Genomic DNA, 13,856 nt, shown 5'->3' on the forward strand with positions numbered 1-13,856 from the left:
ACAATGTCAAAACAAACAGGTGCACACACACATGAAGAAAAAGGTAAAAACGTTCCAGTTATTCTCTTTTTTACAGGATTGGCTCTTTTCTTTATCGGTTTATTTTTAGGGAACATGCTCTTAGTGAAAAATATTCTTTTCTCGTTAGCTGCTATTTTAGCTGGTTATCATATTATTGGTGAAGGCTTTGGAGATACGTATCGGGATACGAAAAACAATCGAAAGTTTTCGCCTAATATTCATTTGTTAATGACCTTAGCTGCAGTTGGTTCAGCATTAATGGGAAGTTTTGAAGAATCAGCATTGTTGATTTTGATTTTTGCGGCGGCGCATTTCCTTGAAGATTACGCTCAAGGCAAAAGCCAACGTGAAATTACAAAACTATTAAATTTAAATCCAACAGAAGCTCGCTTGATAACAGACGATGGCTCAATTCAAACTGTGTCAGTTGAACAATTGAAGATTGGTGACCGCGTGCAAGTCCTCAATGGTGCGCAAATTCCGACAGATGGCGTCGTGATTGAAGGAAGTACCGCTGTGGATGAATCATCTATTAATGGGGAAAGTATTCCCAAAGAAAAAAATAGCGGGGACGCAGTTTTTGGTAGTACCATGAACGGTTCAGGCACAATTGTTGTTGAAGTAACGAAAGATAGTTCAGAAACAGTTTTTGCAAAAATCGTACAGCTCGTGAACCAATCACAAGAAAATCAATCAGAAATTGCAAGCAAAATTAAACGATTTGAACCGAAATATGTCACACTAGTTTTAGCAGTTTTTCCACTAATTGTTTTAGGTGGCGCATTACTTTTCCAATTGACTTGGGCTGAAAGTTTTTACAGAGGCTTGGTCTTCTTAATTGCTGCCTCCCCTTGTGCATTAGCAGCGAGTGCCGTTCCGGCAACTTTATCAGGAATTTCCAATTTAGCGAAACAAGGCGTTTTGTTTAAAGGTGGCTCATTCTTATCAAATTTAGCTGAAGTGAAAGCACTCGCTTTTGATAAAACAGGCACACTAACAAAAGGCAAACCTGAGGTCACAGATTATCTTTTTGTTGATGGCTTAGAAGATCGCCAAGACGAATTAGTAGCTGTTTTAACAAATATGGAGAAAAAATCCAATCATCCATTGGCGACGGCGATTGTTAATCGCTTTGAAGCAGAAACAACGGCTTTAAATTTAGAAGTAGAAAATATTGTCGGGGTGGGTTTAGTAACGACCATTGCAGACACAACTTTTAGAATTGGTAAACCATCTAGTTTCGAACAAGTGCCAACAATCATTGAGAAACAAACAACGAAATTAGCGAGTGAAGGCAAAACGGTAGTGTACTTTGCCGAAAATGAACAAGTGATTGGTTTAGTGGCATTGATGGATGTTCCTAATGAAGAAGCAATGAACGCCATTCACTATTTCAAGTCACAAAATATTGAAACAACAATGATTACAGGAGATGCAAAACTTACGGGTGAAGCAGTTGGTCGCTTAGTAGGCGTGGACCAAGTTTTTGCTAATGTTTTACCTGAGGAAAAATCAGCGATTGTTGATCAATTAAAACGCGAAGTAGGAATGACAGGGATGGTTGGTGATGGCATTAACGATGCGCCCGCTTTAGTGAATGCTGACATCGGAGTGGCGATGGGGGATGGTACAGACATTGCTATCGATGTTGCAGACGTGGTAGTGATGAAAAATGATCTTTCTAAATTAGGCTATGCTCACCGTGTCTCAAAACGCTTGAATAAAATTGTGCAGCAAAATATTATTTTTTCAATGTTAGTGGTAGCAACGTTAATTATCTTGAACTTTTTAGGTATTGCGAATATCGCATTTAGCGTACTTATTCATGAAGGAAGTACCTTAGTGGTCATTTTTAATGGCTTGCGTTTATTAGTTAATACAAAATAAGTCAAATAGTCACTTGCAAGAAAGGAGAGAAAGCGATGAATTCTTTAAAAATGATTGAACTTTCTCTCACCGACGTTGTCATTCGGATGGCTCTAGCCGTGGTTTTTGGAGCATTGATTGGGTTAGAAAGAAGTATTAAAAGAAAAGGCTTCGGTATCAGTAGTAATGCCATTTTATGTTTGGCCTCTTGTACGATTTCCATTTTACAGATTCAATCGGTGGATATTTTAGTCGATGTGGTGAAACAAAATAGCGCCTTGGCATCCATTATTTCTATGGATATTACACGATATGGCGCCCAAGTGATTAGTGGTGTAGGCTTTCTCGGTGCGGGGATTATCGTTTTTAGAGAAAGGAAAGTTTCTGGGTTAACGACAGCAGTAATGATGTGGAATGTTACTATTATTGGTTTAGTCATTGGGATGGGCTTTTTAACCATTGCATTTATCAATCTCGTGGCAACTTTGCTAGTATTAGCTCTGGTCCATTTTAAACGAAAAACTCCTTTAAAACGATTGCAGCTTATCGTAAAAATGAAGGAACCCATGATTAAAGAAAGCCGACTGCATGAACAACTTCAAGCTTCTTTAGAAAAAGGGGAGCGCTTAGTAGAATTGACTTTGGAATCCGAACAAGAGGCAGTGACAGCAAAGATTTCTTATGTAGGCAAAGAAGATTTCTGGCATTCCAACTTGCACCATCTCTTAAAAGAAAAAGGGCACGTTCAATCTGTCTCTGTCACGGAAACAATTTAACCATAAAATAAAGCACTTGGGCGCTAGCGCGCGCCAAGTGCTTTTGTTTAAATATTTAATACTTTATCTAAGAAATCTTTTGTTCGAGGGTTTTGAGGATTTTCAAAGACTTGCTCTGGCGAACCATCTTCTAGGAAGTTACCGCCATCAATGAACATTACTCGATTAGCCACTTCTTTTGCAAAGCCCATTTCGTGAGTAACGATGACCATTGTCATTCCTTGTTTTGCTAAATCTTTCATTACACCAAGAACATCGCCAACCATTTCTGGATCAAGGGCTGATGTTGGCTCATCGAAAAGCATGATATCAGGATTCATCGCTAACGCACGTGCAATTGCGACACGTTGTTTTTGACCACCAGATAAAGAATCTGGATAGGCATCTTTTTTATCTGCCAACCCAACACGTTCTAAAAGTTCTAACGCTTTTTTCTCCGCTTCGTCTTTTGACAAGCGACCTAAATCGGTTGGTGCTAAAACAATATTTTCTAAAATAGATAAATGTGGAAACAAATTGAAATGTTGGAAAACCATGCCGATATGTTGACGGACTTGGTTGATGTCCGTATTTTTATCTGTCAAGTTCGCACCATCAATAATAATGTCTCCGCTAGAAGCTTCTTCTAATTGATTCAAGCAACGTAAAAAAGTACTTTTACCAGAACCAGAAGGACCGATGACGCAGACTACATCGCCTTCGTTAATAGAAACATTAATGTCGTTTAAGACCGTGTTGTCACCATATTTTTTTACTAAATGTTCAACTAAGATTTTTTCAGTCATATTAGTTCACCTTCTTTTCAAGGTTTTTCGCTAATTTAGTTAAGCTAGTAATTAAAATTAAGTAGATTAACGCAATAACGAAGTAAACCATTGTACTTTGTAATGTCCGAGCAACAATAATTTTTCCTGTTTGTAGTAGTTCGATTAAGCCAATTGCTGAAAGGATAGTTGTATCTTTCAATGAAATAACAAATTGGTTAATGAATGAAGGAATCATAATGCGAATCGCTTGTGGTAAAATAATTTTTTGCATTGTCCGATTATAGGAAAGACCTAAACTTCTTGAAGCTTCCATTTGGCCAACTGGAACAGCTTTGATTCCGCCGCGCACAATTTCAGAAATATAGGCACTGGCATTTAAAGTTAATGTGATAATCCCAGCAATGAAGACCGGGATATTAAAGCCAAGCACACCAGGTAATCCGAAATAGATGAAGAACGCTAAGACCATCAAAGGAATTCCGCGAATTAAATCAACATAAATGGTTGAAAGTACACGTAATGCTTTGATTGGTGAAACGCTGAATAATCCGAAAATAACGCCGACAATTAAAGCAAGTACGAAGGAAATCAACGTTAATAGAATCGTCATCCATAAACCGTGTAACAATTGTTTCCAGTTGTTTTGCATGAAGCCAACAAACGTAGATTCGTCAGCTGTTTCTTCTTTGGCTTCGTTGCCATCTTTCACGTAAGTGCCGATAATTTTATCGTATTCACCTGTACGTTTCATTTCTTTTAAGCCTTCGTTAAACATTTCAAGTAGTTCAGGATTTTGCCCTTTTTTAACAGCAAAACCGTAAGAACCACCTTTTTCACGAGGAATTGGTGTCGCTAGTGGTTGATTTTGCGCAACCCCATAGCCAATGACAGGATAATCATCCATCATGGCATCAACTTCGCCAATTTCTAATGCACTGTATAATGCATCAGTTGTGTCTAAATACTTAATTGAGTAATCATATTTCTTTTTATTTTTTTCTAAGAAATCAGCACTTTCAGTACCAATTTTTACGCCGACTTTTTTGCCTTTTAAATCATCATACGATTTAATTTTGTCATTGCCTTTTTTGACCGCAATTTGAATACCGCTATCAAAGTAAGGAACAGAGAAGTCGAAGGCTTTTTTACGATCATCCGTAATCGTCATGCCTGCAACCATCCCATCTGCTTGACCAGATTCAACAGCTTGGACAGCAGAACTAAAACCAATAAATTTAAATTCAACAGTAAAACCTTGCAATTCAGCTGCACGTTTGACTAAATCTACATCAATTCCGACATAATCGCCTTGGGCATTTTGAAACTCAAACGGAGCAAACGTAGAATCACTAGCAATCACATATTTCTCTTTTTTAGGAGTGATTTTTTTCATCTGTTCGCCAGCGTCTTGTGTGTTTGTTTCATCACCTGTCGCTAAGTAGTTGTTTAAAATTTTATCATAAGTACCATTGTCTTTAAGATTTTTCAAACCAGTGTTGAACTTTTTGATTAATTCAGGGTTTTGGCCTTTTTTCACTGCGAAACCATAAGAACTGCCTGTTTCTTTATCACCAACTAATTGTAATTTTTGCCCATTTTTAACTGCGTAACCCAATACAGGATAATCATCAACGATTGCATCCGCTTCGCCGTTTTCTAAGGCTTTATAAAGACCCGTTGCATCGTCAAAATTTTTGATGGTGTAGTCATATTTCTCTTTATTTTTTTCAAGGAAGTTGGCACTTTCAGTTCCAACTTTAGCCGCAACCGTTTTGCCTTTTAAATCATCATATGATTTAATTTTGTCGTTTCCTTTTTTAACCGCTAATTGTAAACCGCTATCGAAGTATGGATCTGAAAAATCAAAGGATTTTTTTCGCTCATCCGTAATACTCATTCCAGCAATCATGCCATCAATTTGTTTAGATTGAATCGCTTGGACTGCACTATCGAAGCCTAATGGTTTTAAATCCACTTCAAAATCTTGATCTTTGGCAATCGCATCTAATAAATCAACGTCAATACCAATGTATTTTCCTTTTGAGTCTTGGAATTCAAAAGGGGCGAATGTTAAATCCGTTCCAATTGTATATTTCTTTACTTCTGCATGTGCTGAAGTGCCACTAATGAATGTTAGCAGAGTTACCATCATCACAAAGAAAGAAAGTAAAAAGTGTTTCCTTTTCATAAAATACCTCCTAGTTTTGCATATTGAACAATTATATAGTAAGAAATAGGAAGCTGACAAGTATTTGAACGCTAAAAAGAGAAAAAAACTCTAATTTCCTTACATTGCATGTTATAAAATATGACATATAAATTAAGAACAAAAGATTAAGATCAGTTGAAGTCCGAAACAGCAAAAGTGGCGAAAATATGTTCGGTATGTTAAACTAATAAGTGGACATTCTGCCAGAATGGGCCGATAATTTAAGAGAAATTAGACACTTTGAGGGGGAGTTATAAATGATCGAAAGAGAAACTTCCAATACCTTTCATTTGGCTTCTAAATATGAGCCTGCCGGAGATCAGCCAGCCGCTATTGCTGAACTAGTTGACGGTGTCAAAGGTGGAGAAAAAGCTCAAATTTTACTTGGAGCGACCGGAACAGGTAAAACATTTACAATCTCTAATGTGATTCAAGAAGTGAACAAACCAACATTAGTGATTGCACATAATAAAACACTAGCTGGACAATTATACGGGGAATTTAAAGAATTTTTCCCAGATAATGCGGTCGAGTATTTTGTCAGTTACTATGATTATTATCAACCAGAAGCATATGTACCCTCAAGTGATACATATATTGAAAAAGATTCCAGTATTAATGATGAAATTGATAAACTACGCCATTCAGCGACAAGTTCTTTATTGGAACGAAACGATGTCATCGTGGTAGCATCAGTTTCTTGTATTTTTGGTTTAGGGGATCCGCGGGAATACAGTCAACAAGTTGTTTCATTACGTGTGGGAATGGAAATGGATCGTAATGAGTTACTAAAAAGCTTAGTCGATATTCAATTCGAACGAAATGATATTGATTTTCAACGGGGGCGTTTTCGTGTCCGCGGTGATGTGGTTGAGATATTCCCAGCTTCACGGGATGAGCATGCGCTACGTGTTGAATTTTTCGGAGACGAAATTGATCGAATTCGTGAAGTAGATGCGTTAACTGGTGAAATTGTCGGCGAAACAGAGCATGTCGCTATTTTTCCGGCAACACACTTTGTGACGAACGAAGAACATATGGAACATGCCATATCGCAGATCCAAGAAGAATTAGAGGCACGTTTGAAAGTGCTTCGCAGTGAAAACAAATTATTGGAAGCTCAACGTTTGGAACAGCGAACTAACTATGATATTGAGATGATGAGAGAGATGGGCTATACGTCAGGGATTGAGAATTACTCTCGACATATGGACGGTCGCCAAGAGGGAGAGCCGCCGTATACGCTGTTGGACTTTTTCCCAGAGGACTTCTTACTTGTAATCGATGAGTCTCATGTAACAATGCCGCAAATTAGAGGAATGTATAATGGCGACCGAGCACGGAAACAAATGTTAGTGGACTATGGTTTCCGTTTACCAAGTGCACTTGATAACCGACCGCTTCGTTTAGAAGAATTTGAACAACATGTAAACCAAATTGTTTATGTATCGGCAACACCAGGCCCTTATGAAATGGAACAAACAGAGACGGTTGTTCAACAAATCATTCGGCCAACAGGTTTACTAGATCCAGAAGTAGAAATCCGCCCAATTATGGGTCAAATTGATGACTTGGTGGGCGAAATTAATGAACGGATCGAAAAAGATCAGCGGGTGTTTGTCACAACCTTAACGAAGAAAATGGCCGAAGATTTAACCGACTATTTCAAAGAATTAGGCTTAAAAGTTAAATATTTGCATAGTGATATAAAAACACTGGAAAGAACGGAGATTATTCGCGATTTACGATTAGGCGAATTTGATATTCTAATTGGTATTAACTTATTACGTGAAGGAATCGATGTGCCAGAAGTTTCCTTAATTGCGATTCTAGATGCGGATAAAGAAGGCTTCTTACGTAGTGAACGCTCGTTAGTGCAAACGATGGGACGGGCTGCCCGGAACGCCGAAGGAAAAGTCATTATGTATGCAGATAAAATCACCGATTCGATGCAACGAGCTATGGATGAAACGGCACGACGTCGGGCAATCCAAGAAGCATATAATGAAGAACATGGCATTGAACCAAAAACAATTATTAAAGAAATTCGTGATTTGATTTCTATTTCCAAAACAGCTGATAAAGATGAAACAGTGGTTCAATTGGATAAATCATATGAAGATTTATCAAGACAAGAAAAAGCTGATTTATTAATGAAACTTGAAAGAGAAATGAAAGATGCGGCCAAAGCGTTAGACTTCGAAACTGCAGCCACATTACGAGATACCATTCTTGAATTGAAAGCTGCCAAATAAGTCAACCAACGGATTAAGTAAAAGATACGATGAACCATCGTATCTTTTACTAATCTTTTCTCTATAGAATGACTTGAAATGATTTGACGTAAGAGATTTAGTAAAAGGAGAACATATATGGCAAATGATAAAATTGTGATTCATGGTGCACGCGCCCATAACTTAAAAAATATTGATGTCACGATTCCTCGTGACAAAATGGTTGTTGTAACTGGACTATCTGGTTCTGGCAAAAGTTCATTAGCGTTTGATACGCTTTACGCAGAAGGGCAACGACGTTATGTAGAGAGTCTCTCTGCTTATGCGCGACAATTTTTGGGACAGATGGATAAACCAGATGTTGACAGCATCGATGGTTTAAGTCCAGCTATTTCAATTGATCAAAAGACGACAAGTAAAAACCCACGCTCAACGGTGGGGACGGTCACGGAAATCAATGATTATTTACGATTGTTATTTGCTCGGGTAGGTCATCCAATTTGTCCTAACGATCATATTGAAATTACCAGTCAGTCTGTTGAACAGATGGTTGATAAAGTCTTAGAGCTACCAGAGCGAACAAAAATTCAAATTTTGGCGCCTGTTGTGGTCAAGAAAAAAGGCCAACATAAAAAAGTGTTTGAAATGATCCAACGTGAAGGGTATGTCAGAATGCGGGTGGATGGTGAAACCTATGATGTTAGTGAGGCACCAGAACTTGAAAAAAATAAAAAACATGATATTGCGATTGTGATTGACCGTATCGTTGTGAAAGAAGGTATTCGCTCTCGCTTGTTTGATTCGTTTGAAGCGGCTTTGCGTTTAGCTGAAGGTTACGCAATTGTTGATGTGATTGGTCAAGAAGAGATGTTGTTTAGTGAACATTATGCTTGTCCTTATTGTGGGTTTACAGTCGGTGAATTGGAACCGCGCTTGTTTTCATTTAATGCACCATTTGGCGCTTGTCCCGATTGTGATGGTTTAGGTGTTAAATTAGAAGTGGACAAAGACTTAGTGATTCCAGATCCCACTAAAACCTTGAGAGAAGGAGCCATTGTTCCGTGGAACCCTATTAGTTCCCAATATTATCCACAAATGTTGGAACAAGCAGCCACCAGTTTTGGGATTGATATGGATACGCCGTTTGAAGAATTACCTGCAGACCAACAAGAAATTATTTTAAATGGTTCTGGCGAGAAAAACTTTCATTTTCATTATGAAAATGACTTTGGTGGTGTTCGTGATGTGGAAGTGCCATTTGAAGGGATTTTAAAAAATATTAAACGACGTTATCATGAAACAAATAGCGATTTTACACGAGATCAAATGCGGTTATACATGACAGAATTGACTTGTCGAAGCTGTCAAGGGTATCGTTTGAATCCGCAAGCTTTAGCTGTAAAAATCAATGGCACGCACATTGGTGAAGTCAGTGAATTAGCAATAAAAAATGCGGTCCAATTTTTTGAAGGTGTGTCTTTATCTGAACAAGAAACAACGATTGCTCGGCCAATTTTAAAAGAAGTCGAAGATCGGTTAACCTTCTTAAAAAATGTCGGGTTAGATTACTTAACCTTAAGTCGAGCTGCCGGCACACTTTCTGGCGGAGAAGCACAAAGAATTCGCTTAGCAACACAAATTGGCTCAAACTTATCAGGCGTCCTTTACATTTTAGATGAACCATCAATTGGTTTGCATCAACGAGATAACGACCGCTTGATTGACTCATTGAAAAAAATGCGGGACTTAGGCAATACATTAATTGTGGTGGAACATGATGAAGATACAATGATGGCTTCGGATTACTTGATTGATGTGGGACCTGGCGCTGGACATCTGGGCGGTGAAATTGTAGCCGCTGGTACGCCGGAAGAGGTTGCTAAAAATCCGCATTCATTGACTGGACAATATCTTTCTGGGAAAAAAGTGATTCCTGTGCCAAAAGAACGTCGCAAAGGTAATGGCAAAGCGATCAAAGTCACTGGTGCCAGTGAAAATAATTTAAAAAATGTCAGTGTTGAATTTCCGCTAGGTGAATTTGTTGCTGTCACAGGCGTTTCAGGTTCAGGGAAAAGTACTTTAGTCAATCAAATTTTGAAAAAAGCACTGGCCCAAAAATTAAATCGTAATTCCAATAAACCTGGGAAACACAAAAGTATCACTGGTTATGAAGCCATTGAAAAGATTGTTGACATTGATCAAAGTCCAATTGGTCGAACACCAAGAAGTAATCCAGCGACTTATACTAGTGTTTTTGATGACATTCGCGATTTGTTTGCCCAAACAAATGAAGCCAAGGTTCGTGGCTATAAAAAAGGCCGCTTTAGTTTTAACGTCAAAGGTGGCCGTTGTGAAGCTTGTCGCGGGGATGGTATCATCAAAATTGAAATGCACTTTTTACCTGATGTCTATGTGCCTTGCGAAGTTTGTCATGGCAAACGTTATAATTCTGAGACGTTAGAAGTTCATTATAAAGGCAAAAACATTTCTGATATTTTAGATATGACGGTGGAAGATGCCGTAGAATTTTTCAAACATATCCCTAAAATTCATCGTAAATTGCAAACAATTGTGGATGTAGGCTTAGGCTATGTGACATTGGGGCAGCCAGCAACTACTTTATCTGGTGGAGAAGCACAGCGGATGAAGCTAGCGAGTGAACTTCATAAAAATTCTAATGGAAAAAACTTTTATATTCTGGATGAACCAACAACAGGCTTGCATACCGATGATATTGCGCGGTTGCTTCTAGTATTAGAGCGTTTAGTGGAAGCGGGCAATACCGTTTTAGTGATTGAACATAACTTGGATGTCATCAAATCTGCGGATCATGTGATTGATTTAGGGCCAGAAGGTGGCGACGGTGGTGGGACGATCGTGGCGACAGGAACACCAGAAGAAGTTGCTAAAGTCAAAGACAGTTACACAGGATATTATTTAAAACGTGTTCTGAAATAAACATTAATGATTAGATAAAGAACCTTGTTTTTATGGGAAACAAGGTTCTTTTATTATAAAATAACAAATATTTTTTAATAAAAATTAAAAATAAATGTTGACTTAATGTGTAATTAAAAGATATACTATGTTTGTTAACAAAATAACAATGAACACGAAGGGAAGTCTTAAATGAAAAACAAAAAAATAACAACAAGTTTATTAACAGCAGGAATGGTCTTAGCTATCGGAATCACACCTTTTGTACATAGTAACACAATGGAAGCAGCTACTTTAATTTCACAATCAGACCATGAAAAAGTAATGAGTTTTACCAAGAAAGACTTAAAAGAAGCAACGGGCATTCAATTGGAGCCGGCGACAGTACAAGCCGTTCATCAGGAATTAAAGCAACAAATCACCTGGGAAACATTAGGCTATTCCACAATTGATGCGCAAAATATTGCGACACGTTTTACACAAAATACATATCAGGCTCTGGGGATTTTAACAGATATCGCCAACCATTCAGACCTTCAATTGAAAGTCATTACCATTAATAATCCCTATCTAGCAACAGCTAAAATTGGTACCTTTAAGTGGGAAACCGTAACTCCTGAAGTTGGTGGGGACCATGAAACAGCAGACAATGAACTAACCACACCGACACCAACTGTTGTCAGTCTTCAAGAGATTGACGTAGAAATCGAATACGACGAAAATGAAATTGAGTTCACCTATGAAATAAAATCGAACGGAACAATTGAAGCAACGTATGAAGATGAATCTGCTATTTTAGAATTAGAAGGTAAGGCAGCACAAGACAAAATCATGACTCTTTTAGATGGATTGTCAATCAAAACAGCTACAAATGAACAAATTAAAGAACACATTACGAAAAAGTTAGCCGTGAATGAACAAGTAAAACAATTTGAGTTTGAAGCTAATTTTACTGATAAAACAGAAATTGAGTTTGTATTAAAATAACACACAGTTATATAGTATAATTCAGCAATTAAAACAGCATTGACAAAAATGTCAATGCTGTTTTTCTATGAAAGAATAGAAATCTTTATAAGAATGATTGAAAAGCTTTCTTTGATACGCCCGGGGTGTTATAATATAGTGATGCAAGTGAAGGGAGTGTTGAATATGCCAGAAAATTTACAACTGGTTATTATTACAGGAATGAGTGGCGCTGGAAAAACAGTCGCTGTTCAAAGCTTTGAAGACATGGGCTATTTCTGTATCGACAATTTACCACCAAGCTTAATCCCAAAATTTTGGGAATTAATTAAAGAATCTGGAAAAGTTACCAAGATTGCGTTAGTGATCGATTTACGTTCACGGACCTTCTTTAGAGAAATTCAGGATATGTTAGTCGAACTTGAAAATACTAATTTTATTGATACAACGATTTTATTTTTAGATGCCACCGATGAAGAGTTAGTTTCTCGTTATAAAGAGACACGGCGTGCGCATCCAATGGCGATGGATGGTTTAGTGACAGAAGGTATTCGTAAAGAACGTGCAATGCTGGAAGAAATCAAGGCGGATGCTCAGTTGGTTATTGATACCACGGACTTGTCCCCTCGTCAATTGCGGGAACGTTTGAATAAAGAACTAGCAACGAGAGAGACACACGAATTTCGAGTGGAAATGGTGTCCTTCGGCTTTAAATATGGGTTGCCGATTGATGCAGATATCGTTATGGATGTTCGCTTTTTACCTAACCCCCATTATATTGATGAACTACGGCCGTTAACTGGAATGGATCAACCTGTTTATGATTATGTGATGGGCTTCCCAGAAACAGATGAATTTTATACAAAATTTATCGATTTACTGCGAACAGTCTTACCGGGATATAAAAAAGAAGGTAAAAGTAGCGTCACCATTGCAATTGGCTGTACTGGCGGACAACATCGCTCTGTTGCATTGACAGAACGTGTTGGCGCTGAATTAAAAGAGGAAGATTACCATGTAAATATTACCCACCGCGACCGCTTAAAAAGAAAAGAAACGGTTAATCGATCTTAATGAAAACCTATCGAATTCGTAAACCGAAGATCGTGGTTGTTGGTGGTGGAACAGGCTTACCAGTAATTTTAAAAAGTTTAAGAAATCAAAGTGTTGATATTACTGCCGTCGTAACGGTCGCTGATGATGGCGGTAGTAGTGGCGAGCTTCGTTCCTCTATTAATAACATGACACCTCCGGGAGATTTAAGAAATGTTTTAGTGGCATTGTCAGATATGCCACAATTATATGAAGATATTTTTCAATATCGTTTTGATAAATCAGATAGTCATTTTGCCAATCATGCAATCGGTAATTTAATCATTGCTGCTGTCTCAGAAATGAGAGGAAGTACGTATGAAGCGATTCAATTACTTTCAAAAATGATGCATGTTGATGGACGGATTTATCCATCATCAGAACGGCCATTAACGTTACATGCCGTATTTAAAGATGGCTCAGTGGCGGTGGGAGAATCAAAAATTGCACTGGATCGCAAGACGATTGACCATGTGTTTGTAACAAATACACACGGAGAAGACCAGCCAAGAGCTGCGCGTAAAGTCGTCAAAGCAATTGAAGAAGCAGACATGGTCGTGTTAGGACCAGGGAGTCTTTTTACAAGTATTTTACCTAATTTAGTTATTACAGAAATTGGTGAAGCCATCAAACAAACAGCTGCGGAAGTAGTCTATATTTGTAACATCATGACCCAAAAAGGGGAAACGGAACATTTTACGGATGCAGATCATGTTCGTGTCTTAAACGAGCATCTACAAGCGCAGTTTGTTGATACAGTGCTGGTTAATACAGAAAAAGTACCAGAAAATTACATGGATCCTGAAATTTATGATGAATATTTAGTTCAAGTGAAGCATGATTTTCAAGGATTACGTGAAGAAGGTTGCCGAGTCATTTCGACAGACTTTTTAGAATTAAGAGATGGCGGAGTTTTTCATGATGGGGAAAAAGTTGTTGAAGAACTTTTCCGTATCGTATTTGGAACGAAATATTAATTAATCAAAAG

At 37.9% G+C, this 13,856-nt stretch carries 9 protein-coding genes; 7 read left to right on the top strand and 2 right to left on the bottom strand.

Annotated elements, in window-relative coordinates; translation table 11 throughout:
- Nucleotides 1–3: 3 nt before the first annotated feature.
- Together IGL23_RS02770 and IGL23_RS02775 are read left to right on the top strand one after the other, a co-directional pair.
- Nucleotides 4–1,908, top strand: a complete 1,905-nt coding sequence (locus IGL23_RS02770) for a heavy metal translocating P-type ATPase (RefSeq protein ID WP_033594587.1) — start codon at nt 4–6, stop codon at nt 1,906–1,908.
- A gap of 35 nt (nt 1,909–1,943) precedes the next feature.
- Nucleotides 1,944–2,663, top strand: a complete 720-nt coding sequence (locus tag IGL23_RS02775) for an MgtC/SapB family protein (RefSeq protein WP_033594585.1) — start codon at nt 1,944–1,946, stop codon at nt 2,661–2,663.
- A gap of 47 nt (nt 2,664–2,710) precedes the next feature.
- On the opposite strand, the gene IGL23_RS02780 is transcribed toward IGL23_RS02775, so the two are convergent.
- A complete protein-coding gene (locus IGL23_RS02780) occupies nt 2,711–3,448 on the bottom strand; it encodes an amino acid ABC transporter ATP-binding protein (protein WP_002355616.1) in 738 nt (245 codons plus the stop codon).
- Between the two features lies 1 nt (nt 3,449).
- Nucleotides 3,450–5,618 carry an amino acid ABC transporter substrate-binding protein/permease gene (locus tag IGL23_RS02785; RefSeq protein ID WP_033594583.1) on the bottom strand — a complete coding sequence of 723 codons (2,169 nt, stop codon included), beginning with the start codon at nt 5,616–5,618 and terminating at the stop codon, nt 3,450–3,452.
- 278 nt (nt 5,619–5,896) lie between these two features.
- On the opposite strand from IGL23_RS02785, the gene uvrB reads away from it, so the two are divergent.
- The 5 genes from uvrB to IGL23_RS02810 all read left to right on the top strand — a co-directional run bounded on the left by uvrB (nt 5,897) and on the right by IGL23_RS02810 (nt 13,845).
- Nucleotides 5,897–7,894: an excinuclease ABC subunit UvrB gene (gene uvrB / locus IGL23_RS02790; RefSeq protein ID WP_033594582.1), complete on the top strand. Its 1,998-nt coding sequence runs from the start codon at nt 5,897–5,899 to the stop codon at nt 7,892–7,894.
- 117 nt (nt 7,895–8,011) lie between these two features.
- Entirely contained in the window at nt 8,012–10,831 is a 2,820-nt protein-coding gene (gene uvrA / locus IGL23_RS02795) for an excinuclease ABC subunit UvrA (protein ID WP_002361280.1), read from the top strand.
- Between the two features lie 171 nt (nt 10,832–11,002).
- Nucleotides 11,003–11,797 (top strand): YusW family protein, encoded by a 795-nt coding sequence (locus IGL23_RS02800; RefSeq protein ID WP_033594580.1) that lies wholly within the window; start codon nt 11,003–11,005, stop codon nt 11,795–11,797.
- Between the two features lie 165 nt (nt 11,798–11,962).
- Nucleotides 11,963–12,850: an RNase adapter RapZ gene (gene rapZ, locus IGL23_RS02805; RefSeq protein WP_002355625.1), complete on the top strand. Its 888-nt coding sequence runs from the start codon at nt 11,963–11,965 to the stop codon at nt 12,848–12,850.
- On the top strand, nt 12,844–13,845 hold the full coding sequence (locus IGL23_RS02810; RefSeq protein WP_033594578.1) for a gluconeogenesis factor YvcK family protein: 1,002 nt from the start codon (nt 12,844–12,846) through the stop codon (nt 13,843–13,845). Before rapZ ends, IGL23_RS02810 begins: the two co-directional genes overlap by 7 nt.
- Nucleotides 13,846–13,856: the final 11 nt, after the last annotated feature.

It is taken from the genome of Enterococcus sp. MSG3299 (assembly GCF_050555765.1).
Lineage (GTDB): Bacteria > Bacillota > Bacilli > Lactobacillales > Enterococcaceae > Enterococcus > Enterococcus faecalis.